The following is a 26958-nucleotide window of genomic DNA, read 5'->3' as shown; positions in this document are numbered from 1 at the left end:
CAGATTCTCGTTAACCCTCCTTTTACGCTCCTAAATCTCCGTTCTGTAAGGCTTTTCCTTTAATCCGCGCCTTGACGGTGTGGTGGGCGCATTCCTATAGTGTGCGCAAGTGGCGGAAAGTGGCATGAAGTGGGTTTTTTGAGCGTAAAACGCTAATATTTGGAGAAACGCTGACGTGTTTCGCGGAGCTAACGCTATCAGTCTCGATGCAAAGGGCCGTCTCGCTATGCCGAGCCGGTACCGTGACGAGCTGGTTTCGCGTAGTTCCGGTCAATTAATCGTCACCATCGATGCCGTTGATCCGTGTTTGTGTGTTTATCCCCTCGATGAGTGGGAAATTATCGAAACCAAACTGCGCGCACTGCCTTCGCTTCGCGAAGAGAACCGCCGCCTGCAACGTTTACTGATTGGTAATGCCGTCGACCTCGAGCTCGATGGCAGTGGTCGTTTTCTGGTTCCGCCGCGTCTTCGCGAATATGCCAAGTTGGATAAGCGCGCGATGTTGGTAGGCCAACTGAACAAGTTCCAATTGTGGGACGAGGATGCCTGGAATGCGGTTTCTGCCGCTGACCTGGCTGCTATTCAACAACCGGGCGCCATGCCTGATGAACTGCGTGATTTAATCCTGTGACTATTGATAGCGGCTTTAACCACATCACCGTACTGCTTGACGAAGCCGTCGAGGCTCTCGCCGTACGTCCTGATGGCTGCTATCTGGACGGTACGTTCGGACGTGGCGGGCACAGTCGGTTGATCCTCAGCCAGCTCGGGCCTGATGGCCGGTTGCTCGGATTCGACAAAGATCCTCAAGCGATTGCCACCGGGCAAACGCTAGCGGCCGAAGACGGCCGCTTTGTCGTTGTGCAGCGCAGCTTTGCCGAGCTCGGTTCGGAAGTCGCCGAACGCGGTCTGGCCGGCAAGGTCAGCGGTGTTCTGCTCGACCTCGGCGTGTCCTCGCCACAGCTCGACGACCCGGAGCGCGGCTTCAGCTTCCTCAACGACGGTCCGTTGGACATGCGCATGGATCCGTCCCGCGGGATCAGCGCTGCCGAGTTCGTCAACACCGCGCCGGTGGAAGAAATCGCCCGGGTGTTCAAGCAATACGGCGAAGAGCGTTTCTCCGGTCGCATGGCGCGTGCCGTGGCTGAGCGTCGCGACATCAAGCCGTTCGAGCGCACTGGTGATCTGGCTGAAGTGCTAAAAGTCGCCAACCCGGCATGGGAAAAGGGCAAGAACCCGGCGACCCGTGCATTCCAGGGCCTGCGTATTCACGTCAACAACGAACTGGGCGATCTGGAAGCCGGCCTCGAAGCGGCGCTGGAATGCCTGGAAGTGGGCGGCCGTCTGGTTGTCATCAGCTTCCACTCGCTGGAAGACCGCATCGTCAAACTGTTCATGCGCAAACTGGTGAAGGGCGAAGCCGACAACCTGCCGCGCAACCTGCCGGTCCGTCACGTTGCTTTCGAACCGGTAATCAAAATCCATGGCAAAGCGCAGACCGCCTCGGAGGCCGAACTCAAAGCCAACCCACGTTCCCGTAGTGCCGTCATGCGTGTCGCGGAGAAGCTGCGGTGAGCAAGCTTTTCGCCAAGCCACTTCCCGGCGGAAGCTTTTTCATGCTGCTGTTGTTTGCCGGCGTGCTTGTGTCGGCTATAGGCGTGTCCTATAGCGCGCACTGGAACCGTCAGTTGCTCAATTCGCTGTACGGCGAGTTGAGCGTGCGCGACAAGGCGCAGGCGGAGTGGGGCCGGTTGATTCTCGAGCAGAGTACCTGGACCGCCCATAGCCGCATCGAAGTCCTGGCCACCGAGCAACTGAAGATGCGCATTCCCGGCGCCGCTGAAGTGCAGATGGTGGCGCCATGATGAAACTCGAAGGCGCGCTCTTTCCATGGCGGTTCCGTCTGGTGGTCGGGTTGCTCGGCATCATGGTGGCGGCGATTGCCTGGCGCATCATCGATTTGCAAGTGGTCGACCGTGCCTTCCTTAAAGGTCAGGGCGATGCGCGCAGTGTTCGTCATATTCCAATTCCGGCTCACCGTGGTCTGATCACCGACCGTAACGGCGAGCCGTTGGCCGTGAGTACCCCGGTCACCACCCTGTGGGCCAACGCCAAGGAAATGCAAACGGCCAAAGAGAAGTGGCCGGCACTGGCGGCTGCCTTGGGGCAGGACCCGAAAGCCCTGGCTGAACGTCTCGAAGCCCAGGCCAACAAAGAATTCATTTATCTGGTGCGCGGGCTGACCCCCGAGCAAGGCCAGGCTGTGCTCGATCTGAAAGTGCCGGGTGTTTATGGCATCGAAGAGTTCCGGCGTTTCTACCCGGCCGGCGAAGTCACCGCCCACATGGTCGGCTTCACCGACATCGATGACCACGGGCGCGAAGGCGTCGAGCTGGCCTACGACGAATGGCTGGCCGGCGTCCCCGGCAAGCGGCAGGTGATCAAGGACCGGCGCGGCCGGCTGATCAAAGATGTCCAGGTCACCAAAAACGCCAAGGCCGGCAAGCCCTTGGCGTTGTCCATTGACCTGCGTCTGCAATATCTGGCCAACCGTGAACTGCGCAATGCGATCATCGAGAATGGCGCCAAGGCCGGTAGCCTGGTGATCATGGACGTGAAGACCGGCGAGATCCTCGCCATGGTCAACCAGCCGACCTACAACCCGAACAACCGTCGCAACCTGCAACCGGCGATGATGCGCAACCGCGCGATGATCGACGTATTCGAGCCGGGTTCGACCATGAAGGCGATCTCCATGAGCGCCGCGATTGAAACCGGCCGCTGGAAGCCGACCGATACCGTCGAAGTGTATCCAGGCACCTTGCAGATTGGTAAGTACACCATCAAGGACGTATCGAAGAGTGAAGGCCCGGTACTCGACCTGACCGGTATCCTGATCAATTCCAGTAACGTCGGCATGAGTAAGGTCGCGTTCGATATCGGCGGCGAAACGATTTTCCGCCTGGCGCAGAAAGTCGGCCTCGGCCAGGATACCGGGCTCGGTTTCCCGGGCGAGCGCGTCGGCAACCTGCCGAACTACCGCGAATGGCGCAAGGCTGAAACCGCCACGCTGTCCTACGGCTACGGTATTTCCGTGACTGCGATCCAGTTGGTCCACGCCTTCTCGGCCCTGGCCAACAATGGTCGCCTTGCGCCGCTGACCCTGATCAAAACCGACAAAGCACCGCAAACCACACAGGTATTGCCGGAAGCTGTCGCGAAAACCATGCAAACCATGCTGCAACAAGTGATCGAAGCCCCGCGCGGTGTATTCCGTGCGCAGGTGCCGGCGTATCACGTGGGCGGCAAGTCGGGTACTGCACGTAAAACGTCGGTCGGCACCAAGGGCTACGCCGAGAACTCCTATCGCTCGCTGTTCGCCGGCTTCGGCCCGATGAGCGATCCGCGCTACGCAATCGTGGTGGTGATTGATGAACCGACCAAAGCCGGTTACTTCGGTGGTCTGGTATCGGCGCCGGTGTTCAGCAAAGTGATGTCCGGGACCCTGCGCCTGATGAACATCACCCCGGACAACCTGCCTGCCACTCAACAAGCGAACGCCGCACCGGTCGTTCCGCTGAAAGCTAATGGAGGGCGCGGCTGATGTCGCTGAGCCTGAACAAGATTTTCGCCCACGCCGGCCGCGATCTGTTGATCCGCGAATTGGCGCTGGACAGCCGCAACGTACGAGCAGGCGATCTGTTCCTCGCGGTTCCTGGTGGCAAGTTCGACGGGCGTGCGCACATCGCCGACGCCTTGCAACGCGGCGCTGCTGCCGTGGCTTATGAAGTCGAAGGCGCGACTGTGCTGCCGATCACCGACGTGCCGTTGATTCCGGTCAAAGGCCTGGCGGCGCAGCTGTCGGACATCGCCGGGCGCTTTTATGGCGACCCGAGCCGTCATTTGAACCTGATCGGCGTGACTGGCACCAACGGTAAAACCAGCGTGACGCAATTGGTCGCCCAGGCGCTCGACCTGCTTGGTCAGCACTGCGGCATTGTCGGCACCCTGGGCTCCGGTTTCTACGGCGCGCTGGAAAGCGGTCTGCACACCACGCCAAACCCGATTGCGGTGCAAGCGACCCTCGCCGACCTGAAAAAAGCCGGCGCCAAAGCCGTGGCCATGGAAGTCTCTTCCCACGGCCTGGATCAGGGCCGCGTGACGGCGTTGGCGTTCGATGTGGCGGTGATGACCAACCTGTCGCGCGATCATCTGGATTACCACGGCACCATGCAGGCCTATGGCGAAACCAAGGCCAAGTTGTTTGCCTGGAATGATCTGAAGTGCCGGGTGGTCAACCTGGACGACGATTTCGGCCGGCAACTGGCTGGCGATGAAGGCGAGTCGCGACTGATCACTTACAGCCTGGAAGATTCCAGCGCCTACCTGTATTGCCGCCAGGCGCAGTTCGACGACGAAGGCGTGCGCGCCACGCTGGTCACGCCGCAAGGCGAACACCATTTGCGCAGCACCTTGCTCGGCCGTTTCAACCTGAGCAACGTCTTGGCAGCCATCGGCGCCTTGCTCGGGCTGGACTACGCACTGGACGAAATCCTCAAAGTGCTGCCGAAACTCGAAGGCCCGGCCGGTCGCATGCAGCGCCTGGGTGGTGGTACTCAGCCGTTGGTGGTGGTTGATTACGCCCACACACCGGATGCGCTGGAAAAAGTCTTGATGGCCCTGCGTCCACACGCCAAAGGCCGGTTGCTGTGCCTGTTCGGTTGCGGCGGTGATCGCGATCGCGGCAAGCGTCCGCTGATGGCGGAAGTGGTCGAGCGCCTGGCCGATGGCGTACTGGTCACCGATGACAATCCACGCACCGAAGACCCAACAGTGATTTTCGACGACATCCGCGCCGGTTTTACCGCTGTGGATAAAGTGACCTTCGTCGCAGGCCGTGGCCAGGCGATTGCCCAATTGATCGCCAGCGCATCGGCCGATGACGTGATTGTCCTGGCCGGTAAAGGTCACGAGGACTATCAGGAAATCAACGGCGAGCGCCACGCTTTCTCCGATCTGGTCGAGGCCGATCACGCCCTGACCGCGTGGGAGGTGGCCCATGCTTAAAGCCTTGAAACTGAGCGAACTGACCGGCGCACTGAATGCCCGTCTGATTGCCAGCGACGCCAGCTTCGACGGCGTCAGCATCGACAGCCGCGCGATCAAGCCCGGCCAATTGTTTATTGCCTTGGCCGGCCCGCGTTTCGATGGTCATGACTACCTCAATGATGTCGCCGCCAAAGGCGCCGTGGGTGCCCTGGTCGAGCGCGAAGTCGCCGACAGCGCGCTGCCGCAGCTGCTGGTCAAGGACACCCGTCAGGCCCTCGGCCAATTGGGCGCGATGAACCGCGCTGCGTTCACTCATCCGGTCGCAGCCATCACCGGTTCCAGCGGCAAGACCACGGTCAAGGAAATGCTTGCGAGCATCCTGCGTACGCGCGGTCCGGTGCTGGCGACCCGTGGCAACCTGAACAACGACCTCGGTGTTCCGCTGACCCTGCTCGAACTGGCGCCGGAACACACGGCGGCGGTCATCGAGTTGGGGGCTTCGCGTCTTGGCGAGATTGCCTACACCGTTGCCATGACCAAACCGCATGTCGCTGTGCTGAACAATGCCGGCACTGCCCACGTCGGTGAGTTCGGCGGCCCGGAAAAAATCGTCGAGGCCAAGGGCGAGATTATTGAAGGGCTGGATGCCTCGGGCATCGCCGTGCTGAACCTCGACGACAAGGCGTTCCCGATCTGGAAGGCCCGTGCCGCTGCCCGACGGGTGCTGAGTTTCTCTCAGCTGGATGCCACCGCAGATTTCCATGCCAGCTTCATCGTTTCCGATGCACGCGGCTGCCCTGCATTCGAACTGCACACGCCGCAAGGTATTGCCCGGATTCAATTGAACCTGCTCGGCGGGCACAACGTCACCAACGCAGTCGCCGCCGCCGCGGCGGCTCACGCCCTGGGCGTGTCCTTGTCGCATATCGCTTCGGGGCTCAATGCAGTGCAACCGGTCAAGGGTCGTGCCGTCGCGCAACTGGCGACTAACGGTATGCGCGTGATTGATGACACGTACAACGCAAACCCCACCTCCATGTGCGCCGCCGTTGATATACTCGCCGGCTTTTCCGGCCGCACCGTTCTGGTGCTCGGAGATATCGGCGAGTTGGGCGATTGGGCGGAGCAGGGGCACCGCGATGTGGGCGAGTACGCCCGCGGCAAGGTTTCCGCGCTTTACGCGGTCGGGCCAATGATGACCCACGCCGTAAACGCTTTCGGCGAGCAGGCTTTTCACTTCAGCACTCAGGCTGAGCTGATCAAGGCCCTGGAAGCCGAGCAGGACACAAACACCACCATTTTGATCAAGGGCTCGCGCAGCGCCGCGATGGAAAACATCGTCGCCGCTTTGTGCGGGACCCGTCTGGAGAAACATTAATGCTGCTGCTGCTAGCGGAGTATCTGCAACAGTTCTACAAAGGCTTCGCGGTCTTTCAGTACCTGACCCTGCGCGGGATTCTCGGTGTGCTGACCGCGCTGGTCTTGTCGCTGTGCTATGGCCCGTGGATGATCCGCACTTTGCAGAACCGTCAGATCGGTCAATCCGTTCGCAACGACGGTCCGCAATCGCACCTGTCCAAATCCGGCACCCCGACCATGGGCGGCGCGCTGATTCTTTCGTCCATCGGTGTCAGCACCTTGCTTTGGGCCGACCTGGCCAACCGTTACGTTTGGGTGGTGTTGCTGGTGACCCTGCTGTTCGGTGCCATCGGCTGGGTAGACGACTACCGCAAAGTCATCGAGAAAAACTCCCGTGGCCTTCCGAGCCGCTGGAAGTATTTCTGGCAGTCGGTGTTCGGCCTGGGCGCGGCGATCTTCCTTTATATGACTGCCGCGACGCCGGTAGAAACCACCCTGATCCTGCCGATGCTCAAGGACTACAGCATTCCACTGGGCGCGGGTTTCATCGTCCTGACCTATTTCGTGATTGTCGGCTCGAGCAACGCGGTCAACCTGACCGATGGTCTCGACGGTCTGGCGATCATGCCTACCGTGATGGTCGGCGGCGGTTTGGGGATCTTCTGCTACCTGTCGGGTAACGTGAAATTCGCTGAGTACCTGCTGATCCCCTACGTACCGGGCGCGGGTGAGTTGATTGTGTTCTGCGGCGCGCTGATCGGTGCGGGCCTGGGGTTCCTGTGGTTCAACACCTATCCGGCCCAAGTGTTCATGGGCGACGTCGGCGCACTGGCGCTGGGCGCGGCCCTGGGTACCATCGCGGTGATCGTCCGCCAGGAAATCGTTCTGTTCATCATGGGCGGCGTGTTCGTGATGGAGACCCTGTCGGTCGTCATCCAGGTTGCCTCCTTTAAGCTGACCGGTCGCCGTGTGTTCCGCATGGCACCGATACACCACCACTTTGAACTCAAGGGCTGGCCCGAGCCGCGCGTGATCGTCCGTTTCTGGATCATCACCGTGATTCTGGTACTGGTCGGCCTTGCCACCCTGAAGCTGAGGTAGAACGAGTGTCTCTGATCGCTTCTGACCACTTCCGCATCGTTGTCGGCCTCGGCAAGAGCGGCATGTCCCTGGTTCGCTTCCTGGCGAACCGGGGCGTGTCGTTTGCTGTCGCCGATACGCGGGAAAATCCACCGGAACTGGCCACGCTCAAGCGTGACTATCCGCACGTGGAAGTGCGTTGTGGCGAGCTGGACGTCGAGTTCCTGTGCCGTGCCGATGAGCTCTACGTGAGCCCCGGCCTGGCGCTGGCGACCCCGGCCCTGCAGGCTGCCGCCGCCCGTGGCGTGAAATTGTCCGGCGACATCGAGCTGTTCGCGCGTAACGCGAAGGCGCCGATTGTCGCCATCAGCGGTTCCAACGCCAAAAGCACCGTCACCACCCTGGTCGGCGAAATGGCGGCTGCGGCTGGCAAGCGTGTTGCTGTCGGCGGCAATCTCGGCACACCGGCGCTGGATTTGCTCAGCGACGACATCGAGTTGTACGTGATGGAGTTGTCGAGCTTCCAGCTCGAAACCACCGATCAACTCAACGCCGAAGTGGCGACCGTGCTCAACATCAGCGAAGACCACATGGATCGCTACAGTGGTCTGCCGGCCTATCACCTGGCCAAGCACCGGATCTTCCGGGGTGCCAGGCAGTTTGTGGTCAACCGTCAGGACGCCCTGAGCCGTCCGCTGATGGGTGAAGGCCAACCGTGCTGGACCTTCGGTCTGAACAAGCCCGACTTCAAGGCCTTCGGGATCCGGGAAGAGGACGGCGAGAAATACCTGGCCTTCGAATTCCAGAACCTGATGCCGGTGCGCGAGTTGAAAGTTCGTGGGGCGCATAACCAGTCCAACGCTCTTGCGGCCTTGGCACTGGGGCATGCCGTCGGCCTGCCGTTCGACGCCATGCTTTCGGCCCTGCGCAATTTCGCCGGGCTCGAGCATCGCTGCCAATGGGTACGCGAGCTGAATGGCGTGAGCTACTACAACGATTCCAAAGCCACCAACGTCGGTGCCGCTCTGGCCGCCATCGAAGGCCTGGGTGCGGACATCGACGGCAAACTCGTGCTGATCGCCGGTGGCGATGGCAAGGGGGCCGAATTCAAGGATTTACGTGATCCGGTGGCGGCCAACTGCCGCGCCGTCATTTTGATGGGCCGTGATTCCGACAAGATCGGCGAGGCCATCGGCGATGCCGTGCCACTGATTCGTGTCGGCTCGCTGATCGAAGCGGTCGCGCAATGCCGCGCCATCGCAGAAAAGGGCGACGCGGTGCTGCTGTCGCCGGCCTGCGCCAGTTTCGACATGTTCAAGAACTACGAAGATCGCGGTCACCAGTTTGTCCGCGCCGTGGAGGACTTGGCATGAGCCTCCTGAATATCATCAAGCCGTACCCGTCGCCGATCATCACCGGGCGCGGCATCGACCTCGATTTCCCGATGCTCGCCGGTTGTCTGGCGCTGCTGGGCCTGGGCCTGGTCATGATTGCATCGGCATCCACTGAAGTGGGGGCGGTGCAATCGGGCAGTGCCCTGTATTACATGATCCGCCACCTTATCTACGTGGTGCTGGGACTTGGCGCCTGCATCGTCACCATGATGATTCCGATCGCTACCTGGCAACGCCTGGGCTGGCTGATGCTGATTGGTGCATTCGGTTTGCTGGTGATGGTGATCATCCCCGGCATTGGCCGTGAAGTGAACGGTTCGATGCGCTGGATCGGCTTCAGCTTCTTCAACGTTCAGCCTTCCGAGATCGCCAAGGTGTTCGTGGTGATCTACCTCGCCGGTTATCTGGTGCGTCGCCAGAAAGAAGTACGTGAAAGCTGGATGGGTTTCTTCAAGCCGTTCATCGTTCTGCTGCCGATGGCGGGGCTGTTGCTGATGGAACCGGACTTCGGTGCCACCGTCGTAATGATGGGGGCGGCTGCAGCGATGCTGTTCCTCGGCGGCGTCGGGCTGTTCCGTTTTTCCTTGATGGTTGTCCTGGCTGTCGGTGCGGTGGTGTTGTTGATTCAAATGCAGCCGTATCGAATGGCGCGACTGACCAACTTTGCGGACCCGTGGGCCGACCAGTTCGGTGCGGGCTATCAGTTGTCTCAAGCCTTGATCGCTTTCGGTCGCGGCGAATGGCTGGGCGTTGGCCTGGGCAACAGCGTGCAGAAACAGTTCTACCTGCCGGAAGCCCACACTGACTTCGTGTTCTCGGTGCTGGCCGAAGAACTGGGTGCCGTGGGTTCGTTGTGCACCTTGGCGCTGTTCGTCTTTGTTTGTATTCGTGGCATGTACATCGGTTATTGGGCCGAGAAGGCCAAACAATTTTTCGCCGCCTATATCGCGTATGGCTTGTCGTTCCTGTGGATCGGTCAGTTCCTGATCAACATCGGAGTGAACGTAGGCCTATTGCCGACCAAGGGGCTGACTCTGCCATTCCTCAGTTATGGCGGCAGTTCGTTGGTGATCTGCTGTGCCTGTCTTGGCTTGTTGCTGCGCATCGAGTGGGAGAGTCGAACCCACTTGGGCAGTGAAGAGATGGAGTTCCATGAGAGCGACTTCGCCGAGGAGCCGAACCATGGGCGCTAACGTATTGATCATGGCTGGCGGCACTGGGGGCCACGTGTTCCCGGCACTGGCCTGCGCTCGCGAGTTCCAGGCCCGCGGTTACACCGTGCACTGGTTGGGCACGCCGCGCGGGATCGAGAACGATCTGGTGCCGGCGGCCGGCCTTCAATTGCATCGGATCAACGCCAGCGGTTTGCGCGGCAAGGGCAAATTGTCCCTGCTCAAGGCACCGTTCATGTTGCTCAAGTCGATCTGGCAGGCGCGGGCGATCATTCGTCAGCTGCGACCAGTCTGCGTCGTCGGCTTCGGGGGTTATGTGACCGGGCCCGGCGGCGTTGCAGCCAAATTGTCCGGCGTGCCGGTGATCGTTCACGAACAGAACGCCGTGGCCGGTACCGCCAATCGGTTGCTGGTGCCGTTGGCCGCCCGAGTCTGTGAAGCGTTCCCCGACACCTTTACCCTGTCGAACAGCCGTCGCACCACCGGTAACCCGGTGCGTACCGAGTTGTTCCTCGAAACACCGCGACCTGCCCTGGCCGGTCGCAAGGCGCGTTTGCTGATCCTGGGCGGAAGCCTGGGCGCAGAGCCGTTGAACAAGTTGCTGCCTGAAGCCCTGTCGCAAGTCGCTCCCGATCTGCGCCCGGACGTGTTTCATCAGGCCGGCAAAAACCACGATGAAGTGACTGCAGAGCGCTATCGCGCAGCTGGCGTCGAGGCGCAAGTGCAGCCTTTCATCAAAGACATGGCCCAAGCCTATGGCTGGGCCGACCTGGTGGTGTGCCGCGCAGGCGCGCTGACCATCAGTGAACTGGCGGCAGCCGGTCTGCCCTCGATGCTGGTGCCTTTGCCCCACGCGATCGACGATCACCAGACCCGCAACGCCGACTATTTGGCCCGTGAAGGCGCTGCCTTCCTGATGCCGCAAAGAACGACTGGCGCAGCGGACCTTGCCGCTCGCCTGACAGAGGTCTTGATGCAACCGCAACGACTCAACGACATGGCCACCGCGGCACGCCGCCTGGCCAAACCCGATGCCACTCGTAACGTGGTCGATACCTGCCTGGAGGTGGCCCATGGTTGAGAACAAGAAAGCCATGCCGCACCCGGAAATGCGCCGCATCCGTCGCATCCACTTCGTCGGTATCGGCGGCGTGGGTATGTGCGGCATTGCCGAAGTGTTGCTGAACCTGGGCTATGAAGTGTCCGGTTCCGACCTGAAAGCATCGCCGGTGACCGAGCGCCTGGAATCCTTCGGTGCCCACATTTATATCGGCCACCGTGCCGAGAACGCCGCGAACGCCGATGTGCTGGTCACCTCCAGCGCTGTGAACACTTCCAACCCGGAAGTGGCCACCGCCCTGGAACGCCGGATTCCGGTGGTGCCACGGGCCGAGATGCTGGCTGAATTGATGCGCTACCGTCACGGCATCGCCGTCGCCGGTACCCACGGCAAAACCACCACCACCAGCCTGATCGCTTCGGTGTTCGCCGCCGGTGGCCTGGACCCAACGTTCGTCATCGGTGGTCGTCTGAATGCCGCGGGCACCAATGCCCAGCTCGGCACCAGCCGTTACCTGATCGCCGAAGCCGACGAAAGCGATGCCAGCTTCCTGCACTTGCAGCCGCTGGTGGCCGTGGTCACCAACATCGATGCCGACCACATGGCGACCTACGACGGCGACTTCAACAAACTGAAGAAAACCTTCGTCGAGTTCCTGCACAACCTGCCGTTCTACGGCTTGGCAGTGGTGTGCCTGGATGATCCGGTGGTGCGTGAAATCCTCCCGCAGGTGAAGCGTCCGACGGTCACTTATGGCTTTGGCGACGATGCCGACGTGCGCGCCATCAATGTGCGCCAAAAAGGCATGCAGACCTTCTTTACCGTGCTGCGCCCTGATCGCGAGCCGCTGGATGTGTCGGTGAACATGCCCGGCAACCACAACGTGCTGAACGCGCTGGCGACCATTTGCATCGCCACCGACGAAGGCGTCAGCGATGAAGCCATCGTCCAGGGCCTGTCCGGCTTTCAGGGTGTTGGTCGTCGCTTCCAGGTGTACGGCGAACTGCCGGTTGATGGCGGCAACGTGATGCTGGTGGATGACTACGGTCACCACCCGACCGAAGTCGCGGCCGTGATCAAAGCCGTGCGCGGTGGCTGGCCGGAGCGCCGTCTGGTGATGGTTTACCAGCCGCACCGTTACAGCCGTACCCGCGACCTGTACGACGATTTCGTCAATGTGCTGGCCGACGCCAATGTGCTGCTGTTGATGGAAGTCTACCCGGCCGGCGAAGAGCCGATCCCGGGCGCCGACAGCCGCAAGCTGTGCAACAGCATTCGCCAGCGCGGTCAGCTCGACCCGATCTACATCGAGCGCGGCATCGACCTCGCGCCAATCGTCAAGCCGCTGCTGCGTGCCGGCGACATTCTGTTGTGCCAGGGCGCCGGTGATATCGGCGGTCTCGCACCGAAACTATTGAACAGTCCGTTTTTCGCTGGCGCGGTTGCCGCGCCAAGCGTGGGGAAGTTGAAATGACTGCTGCTTACGCCAACCTCGTCTCCACTCTCTTGCCGAAAGACTTCGGCCGTGTCGCCGTGCTGTTCGGCGGCAAGAGTGCCGAGCGTGAAGTCTCCCTGAAGTCGGGTAACGCGGTGCTCGATGCATTGCAAAGCGCCGGTGTGGATGCCTTCGGTCTTGATGTGGGCGATGACCTGCTGCAGCGTCTGCTGAACGAAAAAATCGACCGCGCCTTCATCATCCTCCACGGTCGTGGCGGTGAAGACGGCAGCATGCAGGGCCTGCTCGAATGCCTTGGCATTCCGTACACCGGCAGCGGCATTCTGGCCTCGGCACTGGCCATGGACAAACTGCGCACCAAGCAGGTCTGGCACAGCCTCGGTATTCCGACACCACGCCATGCGGTACTGAGCTGCGAGGCCGATTGTATTTCGGCGGCCACGGAACTGGGCTTCCCTTTGATCGTCAAACCGGCCCATGAAGGTTCCAGTATCGGGATGGCCAAAGTGACCTCCGCGTCCGAATTGATCGACGCATGGAAAGCGGCCAGTACCTACGATTCGCAAGTGTTGGTCGAGCAATGGATTCAAGGTCCGGAGTTCACCATCGCCACCCTGCGTGACCAGGTGTTGCCTCCAATCGCCCTGGGCACAACCCACAGTTTCTACGACTACGACGCCAAGTACGTGGCTTCCGATACCCAGTACCGGATCCCATGTGGCCTGGACAGCAACAAAGAAAAAGAACTCATGGACCTCACGGCCAAAGCTTGTGAGGCGCTGGGTATCGCCGGTTGGGGCAGGGCAGACGTGATGCAGGACGCCGACGGGCAGTTCTGGTTCCTGGAAGTCAACACCGCACCGGGCATGACCGATCACAGTCTGGTTCCGATGGCGGCCCGTGCCGCTGGCCTGGATTTCCAGCAACTGGTTCTGGCGATTCTGGCCGCCAGCGTTACCGGCAATGCTGCCGGTAACCAAGAGCCGACAAGAGGTTAAGACCATGCAAGGCGCTCAGCTACGTCATCAGCCTTCCGCACCCGGCCGCAAGCCGGTGCCGCGGGGTGCCAGCCGAATGGTGGCCAAAGAGCCGATGTCCGCGCGCCTGCCGAAAGCCAATTTTGGTTTTCTGAAAAGTCTGTTCTGGCCCGTGCTGTTGGTCGCGCTGGGGTTCGGCACTTATGAAGGCGCACAGCGTTTGCTGCCGTACGCCGACCGGCCGATCACCAAGATCGCGGTGCAGGGCGACTTGAGTTACATCAGCCAGCAAGCGGTGCAGCAGCGGATCGCCCCCTACGTGGCGTCGAGCTTCTTCACCATCGACCTGGCGAGCATGCGTACCGAGCTTGAACAGATGCCATGGATTGCCCACGCCGAAGTGCGTCGGGTGTGGCCGGATCAGGTGGTGATTCGCCTGGAAGAACAACTGCCGGTGGCCCGCTGGGGCGATGAGTCGCTGCTGAACAACCAGGGGCAGGCGTTCACCCCGCGCGAGCTGGCGAACTACGAACACTTGCCACAGCTGTTCGGCCCGCAGCGGGCCCAGCAGCAAGTGATGCAGCAATACCAGGTGCTGAGCCAGATGCTCAGGCCATTGGGCTTCTCGATTGCACGCCTGGAGTTGCGTGAACGAGGCAGTTGGTTCCTGACCACCGGCGCCGGCAGCGCGGGCCCGGGAATCGAACTGCTGCTGGGACGCGGCAAGCTGGTGGAAAAGATGCGCCGCTTCATTGCCATCTATGACAAGACGCTCAAAGAGCAGATTACGAACATTGCGCGCATCGATCTGCGCTACGCCAACGGCCTCGCTGTTGGCTGGCGGGAACCTGTAGCGCCCACGACAGCCCAACCCGCTGTCGCGAAGAATTAAGAAGAGGCAGGACCCATGGCAAACGTGCAAAGCGGCAAAATGATCGTCGGTCTCGATATCGGCACCTCCAAGGTGGTGGCGCTGGTCGGCGAGGTCTCGGACGACGGCACGCTCGAAATCGTCGGGATCGGTACTCATCCGTCCCGCGGCCTGAAAAAAGGCGTAGTGGTGAACATTGAGTCCACCGTCCAGTCGATCCAGCGCGCTATCGAAGAAGCGCAGCTGATGGCCGGTTGCCGGATCCACTCGGCGTTTGTCGGCGTGGCCGGCAATCACATCCGCAGCTTGAACTCCCATGGCATCGTGGCGATTCGTGATCGCGAAGTCAGCTCCGCCGACCTTGAGCGCGTTCTCGACGCTGCCCAGGCGGTGGCGATCCCGGCTGACCAGCGCGTACTGCACACCCTGCCGCAGGATTATGTGATTGATAACCAGGAAGGCGTTCGCGAGCCGCTGGGTATGTCCGGCGTGCGTCTGGAAGCCAAGGTTCACGTCGTCACTTGCGCCGTCAACGCCGCACAGAATATTGAAAAATGCGTGCGCCGCTGCGGTCTGGAAATCGACGACATCATTCTCGAACAGTTGGCCTCGGCCTACTCGGTCCTGACCGACGACGAGAAAGAGCTGGGCGTGTGCCTGGTGGACATCGGCGGCGGCACCACTGACATCGCGATCTTCACTGAAGGCGCGATCCGTCACACCGCGGTGATCCCGATTGCGGGCGATCAGGTGACCAACGACATCGCCATGGCGCTGCGCACCCCGACCCAGTACGCCGAAGAAATCAAGATTCGCTACGCCTGTGCCCTGGCCAAACTGGCCGGTGCCGGTGAAACCATCAAAGTGCCGAGCGTCGGCGACCGTCCACCGCGCGAACTGTCCCGTCAGGCTCTGGCCGAAGTGGTCGAGCCGCGTTACGACGAGCTGTTCACCCTGATCCAGGCCGAACTGCGTCGCAGTGGCTACGAAGACCTGATCCCGGCCGGCATCGTGCTGACTGGCGGTACGTCGAAGATGGAAGGCGCGGTCGAACTGGCCGAAGAGATCTTCCACATGCCGGTCCGCCTGGGCGTGCCGCATGGCGTCAAGGGCCTGGACGACGTGGTCCGCAACCCGATTTATTCCACCGGCGTTGGCCTGTTGATGTACGGCCTGCAGAAGCAGTCCGACGGGATTTCGTTCTCGGGCATCGGCAGCCGCGACAGCTACAGCAATGACGAACCGAAAGTCGCCTTGCTCGATCGCTTCAAGAGCTGGGTACAAGGCAATTTCTAAAGCTATACCGCAACACCGCTTCAAACAGCAGTAGGCGAAAAAACTAGAGAACGTAAGGAGAGGGAAAATGTTCGAACTCGTAGACAACATCCCCGCAAGCCCGGTAATTAAAGTTATCGGTGTTGGCGGTGGCGGCGGCAACGCTGTCAATCACATGGTCAAGAGCAACATTGAAGGCGTTGAATTCATCTGCGCCAACACTGATGCCCAGGCACTGAAAAGCATCAGTGCGCGGACCATCCTGCAACTGGGTACCAGCGTGACCAAAGGTCTGGGCGCCGGTGCCAACCCTGAAGTAGGTCGTCAGGCCGCTCTCGAGGACCGTGAGCGCATTGCCGAAGTCCTGCAGGGCACCAACATGGTGTTCATCACCACCGGCATGGGCGGTGGTACCGGTACCGGTGCTGCGCCAATCATTGCCGAAGTGGCCAAGGAAATGGGGATCCTCACCGTAGCAGTGGTGACCCGTCCGTTCCCGTTTGAAGGTCGCAAGCGCATGCAGCTCGCCGACGAAGGCATTCGTCTGCTGTCTGAAAGCGTCGACTCGTTGATCACCATTCCCAACGAGAAGCTGCTGACCATCCTCGGTAAAGACGCAAGCCTGCTGTCGGCTTTCGCCAAGGCCGACGATGTACTGGCCGGTGCCGTTCGCGGTATCTCCGACATCATCAAGCGTCCGGGCATGATCAACGTCGACTTTGCCGACGTGCGTACCGTGATGAGCGAAATGGGCATGGCGATGATGGGCACTGGCTGCGCCAGCGGTCCGAACCGTGCACGTGAGGCCACCGAAGCGGCCATTCGCAACCCGTTGCTCGAAGACGTGAACCTGCAAGGCGCACGCGGCATCCTGGTGAACATCACCGCCGGTCCTGACCTGTCCCTGGGTGAGTACTCCGACGTGGGTAGCATCATCGAAGCCTTCGCTTCCGAGCACGCGATGGTCAAGGTCGGTACCGTTATCGATCCGGACATGCGCGACGAGCTGCACGTGACTGTTGTTGCCACCGGTTTAGGCGCTAAAATCGAGAAGCCTGTGAAGGTCATCGACAATACCGTTCACACCTCGATGGCTTCCCAGCCACAACAACAAGCCCCTGTTCGTCAGGAACAGCCTGCGGTGAACTACCGTGACCTGGATCGTCCGACCGTCATGCGCAACCAGGCTCAGGCCGGTGCTGCGACTGCCGCGAAGATGAACCCGCAAGATGACCTGGACTACCTGGACATCCCGGCTTTCCTGCGTCGTCAGGCCGATTGATGAAATGTATCAGGGGTATTAGGGTGATTGGTGTTCAGCAAAGGTCTGGTCTGCTATCATCGCCAGCCTTTGTTGATACCAGTTCGCAATTTGCGCTGAAGCGGCCCATGCCATGATAAAACAACGCACCCTGAAGAATATTATCCGTGCCACAGGTGTCGGCCTGCACTCCGGGGAGAAGGTCTACCTGACCCTCAAGCCAGCGCCCGTCGACACCGGCATTGTGTTTTGTCGTGCTGACCTCGACCCTGTGGTGCAGATTCCTGCCCGCGCGGAAAACGTTGGCGAAACCACTATGTCGACCACGCTTGTTAGCGGTGACGTCAAAGTGGACACGGTGGAGCACCTGCTCTCGGCCATGGCTGGCCTGGGCATCGATAACGCCTACGTCGAGCTCTCCGCGTCCGAAGTCCCGATCATGGATGGTAGCGCTGGACCCTTCGTATTCCTGATTCAATCGGCCGGCCTGGAAGAACAGGACGCCGCCAAGAAGTTCATCCGGATCCTGCGGGAAGTGACAGTGGAAGACGGCGACAAGCGCGCCACTTTCGTCCCTTTCGAAGGTTTCAAAGTGAGCTTCGAGATCGATTTCGATCACCCGGTTTTCCGTGACCGCACACAAAGTGCAAGCGTGGATTTTTCCAGCACTTCGTTCGTAAAAGAAGTCAGCCGCGCCCGTACCTTTGGTTTCATGAGTGACATCGAGTACCTGCGCAAGCACAACCTCGCACTCGGCGGCAGCGTTGAAAACGCTATTGTGGTCGACGCGGATGGTGTACTGAACGAAGACGGCCTTCGCTATGAAGACGAATTCGTGAAGCACAAGATCCTCGATGCAATTGGTGACCTCTACCTGCTGGGCAATAGCCTGATTGGTGAGTTCAAGGGCTTCAAGTCCGGACATGCATTGAACAACCAGCTGCTGCGCAAGTTGATTGAGCAGACAGATGCTTGGGAAGTCGTGACTTTCGAAGACGCCAGCACTGCACCGATCTCTTACATGCGTCCTGTTGCGGCCGTGTAAGCAAAAAACCTCTCTAGTTTTTTAAAGGCTACCTTCGGGTGGCCTTTTTTTATGCCAAGATCAAAAGATCGCAGCCTTCGGCAGCTCCTGCATTTGGAATGCGTTTCCCTGTAGGAGCTGCCGAAGGCTGCGATCTTTTGATTCTGGCTTCTAATCCGCGCAAACCACCCGATTCCGCCCACTTTCCTTGGCCTGATACAGCGCCTTGTCCGCCGAAAACAGCAATTGCTCCAGGCTGATATCGGACGCCGTCGTCCAGGTACTGATACCGATACTGACAGTAATCGGCGACATACCACCCTCCGCCAACGGCAACTGCTCCACCGCTGCGCGGACGTTGTCGGCAATCTGTTGCGCGCCGGCGCTGTCGGTTTCAGCCAGGATCACCGAAAACTCCTCGCCACCGTAACGGGCGACCAGATCCGCCGGCCGTCGAACATGGGTGCCGATCACTTTGGCCACCCAGCGCAAGGCATCGTCGCCGCCCTGATGGCCATGGCGATCGTTGAACGCCTTGAAGTGATCGACATCGATCATCAGCACCGACAATGGCAGACCAGAACGTTGGGCGCGAAACCATTCATGGTGCAAGGCCTGATCCAGGCTTCGACGGTTGGCCAGACCGGTCAAAGGGTCGGTAGCGGCCAGTTGTGCCAGTTCCTGCTCGGCACTTTGACGCCGACGCAATTCCCGGCAGAGCAACCAGGTCAGCCACAGCAAGCTCACACACAAGGCAATGGTCGCGAAGCTGACCACCACAGCAGTGCGCTTCCAGGCCGCAAAGACCTCATCACTGGACAGCGCAACGATGACGATCAACGGCAAGTTCCCGACCTTGGAGAAGGTGTACAAGCGCTTGTCACGGTATCGATCGGACATGCTGGTGAAGCTGCCGTTGCCTTCTTTGACGATGCGTTGGAAATTGGGACGGTGACTGAAGTTTTTGCCGATCAGCTCTTCGGCCAGACGTGGTTGCTGAGCCAGAAGAGTCCCGTCCTTGCTGATCAGATTGACCGTGCTGTCGCGGCCGATGCTCAAACTGTTGAACAACTGATCGAAGTAACTCAACCGCATGGCGGCTTCGGCCACGCCCAGGAACTCACCCTGGGGGCCGTTCACCCGGCGGCTGAAACTGATACGCCAATCCTGTTCGGGCGACCTGGCTCTGAAGGGGGGACTGATGAACATGCCCGGGTCCGGGTTGTTCACGTGAGACTGGAAGTATTCGCGATCGGCATAGTTGCCCTGCCTGGGCTCCACCGAGGCCGAGTCGGCGATCACGTCGCCCTTGTTGTCGAGCAACAAAATGTTGCCCTTGTACGGCGCGGCAGTGGCGCGGTCGAAATAGGCCAGATGACGAATGGCTGGAGAAACGCTCTTGAGGTCTTCTCGCTGGGAGGCAGCGATCAAACCCAGCAGGGACACATCATAGAGTTCGACATTGCGCAGCACGTCGGCGTCGATCAATTGCACGATATTGTTGGCGGCGCGAGCAGCGGACAATTCGGCATTGGCGCGTTCACGGATCAGCAGAAAGGTCACGATGCTGAGTATCGCAATCACCAACAACAAACTGCCGAGAACCAGAAGCCGCTCCGATCGTGTCGAACGGATCGGAAGTTGAGATTTCGCACTGCTCACACTCATGGTTCTGACTTCTGCAAATAAGGCGTTATGAAAGTTCTTTTACAAGAATCGGGCAGAGTCCCAGAAACCGGTCGCGTTCAGAGCGCCTGTATAAATGCCGGATAAAAAAAAGGCCAGCAAAACATGCTGGCCTTTTGCTAATTGAAGCTTAGAAGACATTCAGCGGGCAGTCGATAATTACCCGGTGTTGGTGGTTTGGTATTTTTGTGGCGAGGGGGCTTGCCCCCGTTGGGCTGCGAAGCGGCCCCTGAACCGCGTGAGACCCCGCCTCAGTCTGTGGTCGCCATCGCCTGCAGCGGTGCGGGCTTAGGCCGATGGAATAGCCGCTCGAGCCACAAGTATATGACCGGCGTGGTGAACAACGTCAGCGCCTGGCTCACCAGCAAGCCGCCGACCACCGCGATGCCCAATGGCTGGCGCAGTTCGGCGCCAGTGCCGTAGCCGAGCATCAGCGGCAGGGCGCCGAGCAAGGCGGCGAGGGTGGTCATGATGATCGGCCGGAACCGCGTCATACACGCCTCATAGATCGCCTCTTCGGGAGGCAAGCCACGGTTACGTTGGGCGTCCAGCGCGAAGTCGATCATCAAGATGCCGTTCTTCTTGACGATGCCGATCAGCAACACCAGCCCGATCAACGCCATGATCGAAAAATCCTGGCCGCAGATCCACAGCATGATCACCGCCCCGAGCCCCGCCGACGGCAGCGTCGAGATGATCGTCAGCGGATGCACGAAGCTCTCGTAGAGCACGCCAAGAATGATGTACACCGCCACCAGCGCCGCCAGAATCAGCCACGGCTGGTTGGCCAGCGAACTCTGGAACGCCAGGGCCGCGCCCTGGAAATTACCGCTGATGGCCACCGGCATGCCAATGTCGGTCTTGGCCTGATTGAGCATGATCACCGCATCGCCCAACGCGACACCCGGCGCCAAGTTGAACGACAGGTTGGCCGCCGGGAACATCCCGTCGTGAGCGATGGACAACGGGCCGATGGTCGGTGCATCGAATTTCGCCAGGGCCGACAGCGGCACCATTTCCCCGCTCAGCGGCGAGCGCAGGTAGAAATAGTTGAGGCTTTCGGCCTTGCCGCGCTGCTTGGTGTCCAGTTCCAGAATCACGTTGTACTGGTTGGTCTGGGTCTGGAATTCGTTGATCTGCCGCTGGCCGAAGGCGTCGTACAGCGCTTCGTCGACATCACTGGCGGTCAGGCCGAAACGCGCCGCTGCACTGCGGTCGATGCTGATGTGGGTGATGCTGCCGCCCAGTTGCAGGTCATTGGAAATGTCGCGAAACGCCGGGTTGCCGCGCAGTTTTTCGGTCAGGCGCTGGGTCCAGGTGCTCAGGAGTGCCCCGTCGTTGCTCTTGAGCACGTATTGGTACTGCGCACGGCTCGGGCCGGAGCTGAGGTTGATGTCTTGCCCGGCGCGCAGGTACAGCACGATGCCCGGGACTTTCATCAGTTGCGGGCGAATCCGGTCGATGAACTGGCTGGCGGACACGTCACGGTCGCCGCGTTTTTTCAGTGAAATCCAGAACCGTCCGTTGGCGATTGTCTGGTTGCTGCCCGCAACGCCGACCGAGTGTGAGAACGTCTCGACAGCGGGGTCGGCGGCGACGATTTCTGCCATTGCCAGGTGTTTTTTCACCATGTCGCCGTAGGAAATATCAGCGGCTGCTTCGGTGGTGCCAAGGACGAAACCGGTGTCCTGCACCGGGAAGAAACCCTTCGGAATGAAAATGTACCCGGCGACCGCCAGGCCGAGGGACAGGCCGAACACACCGATCATCAATTTCTGATGGGCGAGGGCGCGGCGCAGGCCTTTCTCATACAGCGCCAGCAAGCGCTCGCCGAAGCCCGATTGGCTGTGTTCCGGCGCACGCATGAATAGCGCGGCCAACGTCGGTGCGAGCGTCAGGGACACCACCACAGAAATCATGATGGTCGAGGTGGCGGTCAAGGCGAACTCCTTGAACAACCGCCCGACCACGCCGCCCATGAACAGCAGCGGAATGAACGCCGCCACCAGCGAGAAACTGATCGAGACCACGGTAAAACCGATCTCGCCGGCGCCCTTGATGGCCGCCTCGCGCATGCCGTCGCCGGCTTCCAGATGACGGTGAATGTTTTCCACCACCACAATCGCATCGTCCACCACAAACCCGACGGACACCACGATCGCCACCAGCGTCAGGTTATTCAGGCTGAAGCCCATGATGTACATCAGGGCAAAACTGGCGATCAACGACACACCGAGCACCGACGCCACGATCAGGGTCGCCGACAACTGCCGCAGGAACAGCGCCATCACCGCCACCACCAGCAGGATCGCGATCAGCAGAGTGACTTCCACTTCATGCAGCGAAGCGCGGATGGTCTGGGTGCGGTCGATCAACACTTTGACTTGCACCGAGGCCGGCAGCATGGCCTCCAGCGTCGGCAGGGCCGCTTGAATACGGTCGACGGTCTCGACGATGTTGGCCCCCGGTTGCCGGAAAATCACCAGATTCACCCCCGGCTGACCGTCAGCCCAGGCCTGGATGTAGGCGTCTTCCGAACCGTTGACGACTTTGGCTACATCCTTGAGATGAACCGGTGCGCCGTCCTTGTAGGAAACAATCAGCTGACCGTATTCCTGGGGGTGGAACAATTGGTCGTTGGTGGACAATGTCGAAATGCTCGATTCGCCATACAAGGCACCCTTGGCCAGGTTGAGGCTGGTCTGCTGGATCGCCAGGCGAATGTCCGCCAGGGTCAGGCCAATGGCGGCGAGTTTGTCCGCCGAGGCCTGCACGCGGATCGCCGGACGCTGCTGACCGGTGATGTTGATATTGCCTACGCCGTCGATCTGGCTGATCTGACGGGCGAGCAGGGTTTCCACCAGGTCACTGACTTCGGTGCCGGGCATTTGCGGCGAGTTGATGCTGAGGATCAGCACCGGGCTGTCGGCCGGGTTGACCTTCCTCCAGTTCGGCAGGTTCGGCATGTCTTTGGGCAGTTTGCCGGCGGCGGTGTTGATCGCGGCCTGGACTTCCTGCGCGGCGGTATCGATGCTTTTGTCGAGGGTGAATTGCAAGGTCAGGATGGTCGAGCCCAAGGCGCTGCTCGAGGTCATCTGGGTCACGCCGGGGATGGCGCTGAATTGCACTTCAAGCGGCGTGGCCACCGACGAGGCCATGGTTTCGGGGTTGGCGCCAGGCAGTTGCGCGGCCACCTGGATGGTCGGGAATTCTGCTTCCGGCAGTGGCGCAATCGACAGTCGCGGAAAGGCGATTACCCCCAGCAACACCAAGGCAAAGGTCAGCAGGACCGTCGCCACCGGATGATCGATGCACCACGCGGAAACCGAGCCATGTCCCTTCATGGTTTCGGCTCCGATTGCACCATTTGCGGCGGGTCGGTCACTACCTGCACGGTTGAGCCAGGTTTGAGCCTCGACTGGCCGTCGCTGACCAGCACATCGCCTGGTTTCACGCCTTTGATGAGGTCCTGGCCGCTGCCTTGATAAACCATCTGCACCTGAACGGCTTCGACCTTGTCGCCGTTGACCCGGTAGACGAAATGTTGATCGAGGCCACGTTGTACGACGGTGGGTGGCACCACCAGCGCATTTTTATCCAGTGCTGTCTGAATTTTTACCGTTACCAGCAGGCCCGGCCAGAGTTTCTGTGCGGGGTTGGCGAACTCAGCCTTGGCGCGGATGGTCCCGGTGTTGGCGTTGATCTGGTTGTCGATCAGGGTCAGGCGGCCTTCGCCTAGCAGGTTGCCGGTTTCGCCGTCGGTGTCGGCACCGATGTAAGCCTTGACCGGCGTGTGCTGGGGATCGTTGATCAGGCCTTGCAGGGTCGGCAACATGTGTTGCGGCAGGGAAAATTCCACGGCGATCGGGTCGATCTGGGTCACTGTGAACAAGCCTTGGGTGTCAGTCATGCGCAGGAAGTTGCCTTCATCCACTGTGCGAATACCGACGCGACCGGTGACCGGGGAGCGAATCTGTGTGTAAGAAAGCTGCACCAGAGCGGCGTCGATCGATGCCTGATTGCCTTGGGCGGTGGCTTTGAGTTGGTTGACCAGGGCTTGTTGCTGGTCATAGGTCTGCTTGGACACGCCGTCGTCGACGCTCAGCAGTTTGTAACGTTTGAGGTTGACCTGCGCCACTTGCAGTTGCGCCTGACTTTCGCCCAGTTGCGCCCGGGCCTGGTCGAGGCTGGCGCGGATCGAGCGGTCGTCGATGGTGGCCAGCAGGTCACCTTTGTTCACCAGTTGGCCTTCCTTGACCAGCAGTTTGGTGAGGATGCCGTCGATCTGCGGACGCACGACCACGCTGTGCAAGGACAGCACCGAGCCAATGCCGCTGATGTAGCGGGGCACGTCTTTTTCGGTGACGCTGACCACTCGCACGGGGATGGCGGTGGAGGGGGCCAGTTTGGTCGTGGCGGGTTTGGCGGCATACCACACGCCCAGGGCTGCCAGGGTGATCAGAAGGGCGGCGAACAGGGCGTTTTTTTTATGAATTCGCATGCGAGTGGGGCGCCGGGCAGAGTGGTCGGAGTTTTGTCAGGTTTATACCTTCCTTTATAAACCTGTTCGCCCATCAGGAGAGTGACTGGTAACTGACGGCGCTGTCAGTTTGGACCTCTTTGGATTGATGCTGATTCCCCGTGATCAAAAGCGCAGGCGAACTAATGAGTGGTGAGGGGCCGGTGCACGCCGCTCCATTGTAGGAGCGGCCTGACAGCCGACCAATCTCTCGCAGATGTACACGATTCAACTGTGGGAGCGGGCTTGCTCGCGAAGGCGGCCTGACAGCCGACCAATTCCTCGCGGATGTACACAACTCCACGTAGGAGCTGCCGAAGGCTGCGATCTTTTGATGTTGTTTTTTAAGATCAAAAGATCGCAGCCTCGTTTCACTCGACAGCTCCTACAGTAATCCGTGTCAGACGAGAATTCGGTGTCAGACGTGGGATTGATCGTTCTCACGCTCCCGCGTGGGAATGCTGCCAGGGACGCTCTGCGCTCCACTTTGAATGTTTAATGGATGTGTCAAAACATGGAGTTTTCCCACGCATTTTTCAGGTTGTCCGTCGGACGCGGGCTCTCTAATCTTTGGTTGTCGCTGCACATTCAGCGACCGGGCGTGAGATCCCCGAAACAAGTAGGCGAAAGCCTCACGACCATAATGGCAAGTGATGGCTCCAATTGAGATTAGGAGCTACAAATGGAAAACGATAATTCTGATTCGAAGTTCAACAAATCCAACCCCGACACCCTGTGCACCGAAGAATTACTCAAAGACCGCGAAGCCATAAAACGCGCCCTCGACTACTACCTCGATCCCCCGGCGCAATACACCGAAAAGCCCCATCGCCCCAGCACCCTGTTCATGGTCGTCCCGGGGGCTGGCACCGAAAGCCTGCTGGCCCACGCCTGTGAATCGTTGGCCTCAGCGAGTGTCCTGGCCAGCGATTTCGCCAACAACCTGACCGGCCCGCAGCGCCACACGGCGTTGGCGATCCAGCAGGTCATCATGCTGGCGGAGTTGGTAGTGAATCGGGCGCTAGATAACGTCGATCCGGCGTAGACACACCGCAAACAATGTGGGAGCGAGCTTGCTCGCGATAGCGGCAGGACGGTCAACACAAAACCCGACTGACCAACTGCAGCTTGCGGCTCCCGACACAGGTATACTGCCGCCTTTCGCGGCTCGCCTACCGGGCCCGACTCTTTAAGCATCACCCGGAGCTTTCATGACTTCCCCGACACAACCGCCGGTTGCCGACGCTTTGAGCGACGACCAGGCAGACCTGCCAGACAGCGTCGACTCCAGCGCAGACAGCGAAACCAAAGCGGCGATTCCAGCGTTCAAGTTTCCGTTCAAGCCAGGTGAATTGGCTGCGGCGAAGAATGCCAGCCAGCCTTGGTACAAGAATGGCGCGAAGAATGGCCATACCAAGACTCCCGGCGCAGCACCTCCCGGAACGCGTCGTTCGATGGGTAAACGCTGATAGTCGGGTATTTTGTTGGCGGGTAACTATTCCTCCCGCCAATGAGACAGTTCCCACAAGGACGCGCGATTACTCCTCTAGGAAAGACGGTTGTCATTCATCAAGAATTCACGCCCTGTGAATTTTTGATGAAGGTCGCCAGATGTCTCTGCTGAAAACCCTGTCCCTGCTCTCTCTGATGGCCCTGACCACCGGCTGCGTGTCCTCTGCGGTCGATCCGCAGATCCGCTTCGGGGTCGAAGCCCTGGTTCCACCGTTCGAGAGCCGTAACGACAAAGGTGAGCTAGTCGGATTGAACATCGAGTTGGGCAACGCACTGTGTGCTGAGCTCCAATCCCGCTGTGTCTGGATCGATCAGGATTACGCGACTAACCTCCATGCCCTTGAAGCCGGCCGCTTCGACGTGATCATGCCGATGACGGCTACACAGGCGCGGCGCGAGCGGGTCGATTTCACCGACAATCTTTATCCCCTGAGCAGCCGTCTGGTAGCGCGCAAAGGCGCGACGTTGCAACCGGATGTGCAATCGCTCAAAGGCAAGCGTATCGGCGTGCTGGCGGGCACCAGTCGTGAAGCGTTCGCCAAGGCGCGTTGGGCGGACGCGGGCGTAACGGTGCGCAGTTTTCAATTCAACGATCAGTTGATTGCCAGTCTTCTGGCGGGCGAGATCGATGCCACCCTGCAAGACTCCATCGAAATCACTCAAGCGTTGCTAAGCCAACCTCAAGGACAGGCGTTCGACTTCGCCGGTCCTGCCCTCAACGATCCGATGCTGGGCAATGGTGTGGCGATGGCCGTGCGCAAAAGCGACACCCGCTTGCGCGATAACCTGAATGCAGCCCTTGAGCGTCTCAAGCAAAATGGCCAGTACCAAGCGATTACCGAGCGCTACTTGCCGCCAGCAGTACCCGATTCACCACGTTACTTTCCGAATGAAGAAGGCTTGCCATTTTCCGATGCGGTACAGGCCGGTGAGACCCTTTATCTTTCCGGGATGCTCGGTCTGGATGCCGATGGCCAACTGGTCAAGGGCGGGATTGGCCCGCAAATGACCCAGGCCATGGAGAACCTGCGCACCGAACTGCAACGTCGAGGCTCCTCCCTCGCTCATGTGGCCAAATGCACGGTCATACTTGCCGATATCAAAGACTTCGATGCCATGAATGCGGTTTACCGCCGCACTTTCCCAGCCGATCGCCTACCTGCCCGGACAACGTTCGCGGCTAAAAAACTGCTGGCGAATGCTCGGGTGGAAGTCGAATGCCTTGCGGTTGCTGCTCGCTGACTCACTACCAGACAAGCCACT

22 protein-coding genes are annotated in these 26958 nt (G+C 60.1%); 19 read left to right on the top strand and 3 right to left on the bottom strand.

Going from position 1 to position 26958, the window contains the following annotated elements:
• Positions 1-175: 175 nt before the first annotated feature.
• The 16 genes from mraZ to lpxC all read left to right on the top strand — a co-directional run bounded on the left by mraZ (position 176) and on the right by lpxC (position 17999).
• On the top strand, positions 176-631 hold the full coding sequence (mraZ, locus tag PMI36_RS14965; RefSeq protein WP_003205355.1) for a division/cell wall cluster transcriptional repressor MraZ: 456 nt from the start codon (positions 176-178) through the stop codon (positions 629-631).
• Positions 628-1575 carry a 16S rRNA (cytosine(1402)-N(4))-methyltransferase RsmH gene (rsmH, locus tag PMI36_RS14970; protein WP_008072115.1) on the top strand — a complete coding sequence of 316 codons (948 nt, stop codon included), beginning with the start codon at positions 628-630 and terminating at the stop codon, positions 1573-1575. The genes mraZ and rsmH overlap by 4 nt, the downstream gene beginning before the upstream one ends.
• Positions 1572-1865, top strand: a complete 294-nt coding sequence (gene ftsL, locus PMI36_RS14975) for a cell division protein FtsL (RefSeq protein WP_032830409.1) — start codon at positions 1572-1574, stop codon at positions 1863-1865. Before rsmH ends, ftsL begins: the two co-directional genes overlap by 4 nt.
• Complete coding sequence (locus PMI36_RS14980; protein WP_177319036.1) at positions 1865-3604, top strand: peptidoglycan D,D-transpeptidase FtsI family protein; 1740 nt, start codon at positions 1865-1867, stop codon at positions 3602-3604. Before ftsL ends, PMI36_RS14980 begins: the two co-directional genes overlap by 1 nt.
• On the top strand, positions 3604-5067 hold the full coding sequence (locus tag PMI36_RS14985) for a UDP-N-acetylmuramoyl-L-alanyl-D-glutamate--2,6-diaminopimelate ligase (protein WP_008072113.1): 1464 nt from the start codon (positions 3604-3606) through the stop codon (positions 5065-5067). Before PMI36_RS14980 ends, PMI36_RS14985 begins: the two co-directional genes overlap by 1 nt.
• The gene (locus PMI36_RS14990) at positions 5060-6427 is read left to right on the top strand and encodes a UDP-N-acetylmuramoyl-tripeptide--D-alanyl-D-alanine ligase (protein WP_008072112.1); all 1368 of its coding nucleotides are present in this window, start codon (positions 5060-5062) and stop codon (positions 6425-6427) included. The genes PMI36_RS14985 and PMI36_RS14990 overlap by 8 nt, the downstream gene beginning before the upstream one ends.
• Positions 6427-7509: a phospho-N-acetylmuramoyl-pentapeptide-transferase gene (gene mraY / locus PMI36_RS14995; RefSeq protein WP_007904350.1), complete on the top strand. Its 1083-nt coding sequence runs from the start codon at positions 6427-6429 to the stop codon at positions 7507-7509. Before PMI36_RS14990 ends, mraY begins: the two co-directional genes overlap by 1 nt.
• A gap of 5 nt (positions 7510-7514) precedes the next feature.
• A complete protein-coding gene (gene murD / locus PMI36_RS15000) occupies positions 7515-8861 on the top strand; it encodes a UDP-N-acetylmuramoyl-L-alanine--D-glutamate ligase (RefSeq protein WP_008072111.1) in 1347 nt (448 codons plus the stop codon).
• Positions 8858-10075 carry a putative lipid II flippase FtsW gene (gene ftsW / locus PMI36_RS15005; RefSeq protein ID WP_008072110.1) on the top strand — a complete coding sequence of 406 codons (1218 nt, stop codon included), beginning with the start codon at positions 8858-8860 and terminating at the stop codon, positions 10073-10075. The genes murD and ftsW overlap by 4 nt, the downstream gene beginning before the upstream one ends.
• The gene (gene murG, locus PMI36_RS15010; protein WP_008072109.1) at positions 10065-11135 is read left to right on the top strand and encodes an undecaprenyldiphospho-muramoylpentapeptide beta-N-acetylglucosaminyltransferase; all 1071 of its coding nucleotides are present in this window, start codon (positions 10065-10067) and stop codon (positions 11133-11135) included. Before ftsW ends, murG begins: the two co-directional genes overlap by 11 nt.
• On the top strand, positions 11128-12588 hold the full coding sequence (gene murC / locus PMI36_RS15015; protein WP_008072108.1) for a UDP-N-acetylmuramate--L-alanine ligase: 1461 nt from the start codon (positions 11128-11130) through the stop codon (positions 12586-12588). Before murG ends, murC begins: the two co-directional genes overlap by 8 nt.
• The gene (locus tag PMI36_RS15020) at positions 12585-13568 is read left to right on the top strand and encodes a D-alanine--D-alanine ligase (RefSeq protein WP_008072107.1); all 984 of its coding nucleotides are present in this window, start codon (positions 12585-12587) and stop codon (positions 13566-13568) included. The genes murC and PMI36_RS15020 overlap by 4 nt, the downstream gene beginning before the upstream one ends.
• A gap of 4 nt (positions 13569-13572) precedes the next feature.
• Positions 13573-14439 carry a cell division protein FtsQ/DivIB gene (locus PMI36_RS15025; RefSeq protein WP_008005022.1) on the top strand — a complete coding sequence of 289 codons (867 nt, stop codon included), beginning with the start codon at positions 13573-13575 and terminating at the stop codon, positions 14437-14439.
• A 15-nt stretch (positions 14440-14454) separates the two neighbouring features.
• Positions 14455-15714 carry a cell division protein FtsA gene (ftsA, locus tag PMI36_RS15030; protein WP_007904319.1) on the top strand — a complete coding sequence of 420 codons (1260 nt, stop codon included), beginning with the start codon at positions 14455-14457 and terminating at the stop codon, positions 15712-15714.
• A 67-nt stretch (positions 15715-15781) separates the two neighbouring features.
• Positions 15782-16975: a cell division protein FtsZ gene (gene ftsZ / locus PMI36_RS15035; RefSeq protein ID WP_007939850.1), complete on the top strand. Its 1194-nt coding sequence runs from the start codon at positions 15782-15784 to the stop codon at positions 16973-16975.
• A gap of 112 nt (positions 16976-17087) precedes the next feature.
• The gene (gene lpxC, locus PMI36_RS15040; protein WP_007904315.1) at positions 17088-17999 is read left to right on the top strand and encodes a UDP-3-O-acyl-N-acetylglucosamine deacetylase; all 912 of its coding nucleotides are present in this window, start codon (positions 17088-17090) and stop codon (positions 17997-17999) included.
• A gap of 150 nt (positions 18000-18149) precedes the next feature.
• On the opposite strand, the gene PMI36_RS15045 is transcribed toward lpxC, so the two are convergent.
• The 3 genes from PMI36_RS15045 to PMI36_RS15055 all read right to left on the bottom strand — a co-directional run bounded on the left by PMI36_RS15045 (position 18150) and on the right by PMI36_RS15055 (position 24165).
• Positions 18150-19646, bottom strand: coding sequence for a sensor domain-containing diguanylate cyclase (locus PMI36_RS15045; protein WP_008072105.1), 1497 nt, complete (start codon positions 19644-19646; stop codon positions 18150-18152).
• A gap of 269 nt (positions 19647-19915) precedes the next feature.
• On the bottom strand, positions 19916-23008 hold the full coding sequence (locus tag PMI36_RS15050) for a multidrug efflux RND transporter permease subunit (RefSeq protein WP_008072104.1): 3093 nt from the start codon (positions 23006-23008) through the stop codon (positions 19916-19918).
• Entirely contained in the window at positions 23005-24165 is a 1161-nt protein-coding gene (locus tag PMI36_RS15055; RefSeq protein ID WP_008072103.1) for an efflux RND transporter periplasmic adaptor subunit, read from the bottom strand. The genes PMI36_RS15050 and PMI36_RS15055 overlap by 4 nt, the downstream gene beginning before the upstream one ends.
• Before the next feature lie 700 nt (positions 24166-24865).
• On the opposite strand from PMI36_RS15055, the gene PMI36_RS15060 reads away from it, so the two are divergent.
• From PMI36_RS15060 to PMI36_RS15070, 3 genes are all read left to right on the top strand, one after another.
• Complete coding sequence (locus PMI36_RS15060) at positions 24866-25228, top strand: DUF6124 family protein (protein WP_008072102.1); 363 nt, start codon at positions 24866-24868, stop codon at positions 25226-25228.
• Between the two features lie 166 nt (positions 25229-25394).
• Positions 25395-25652, top strand: coding sequence for a hypothetical protein (locus PMI36_RS15065; protein ID WP_007905458.1), 258 nt, complete (start codon positions 25395-25397; stop codon positions 25650-25652).
• 142 nt (positions 25653-25794) lie between these two features.
• Positions 25795-26937 carry a transporter substrate-binding domain-containing protein gene (locus PMI36_RS15070; RefSeq protein WP_008072101.1) on the top strand — a complete coding sequence of 381 codons (1143 nt, stop codon included), beginning with the start codon at positions 25795-25797 and terminating at the stop codon, positions 26935-26937.
• Positions 26938-26958: the final 21 nt, after the last annotated feature.

Origin of the sequence: Pseudomonas sp. GM79 (genome assembly GCF_000282495.1) — a bacterium.
Lineage (GTDB): Bacteria > Pseudomonadota > Gammaproteobacteria > Pseudomonadales > Pseudomonadaceae > Aquipseudomonas.
Note: the sequence above shows the minus strand (reverse complement) of the source record. Positions and strands in the feature narration are given on the sequence as shown.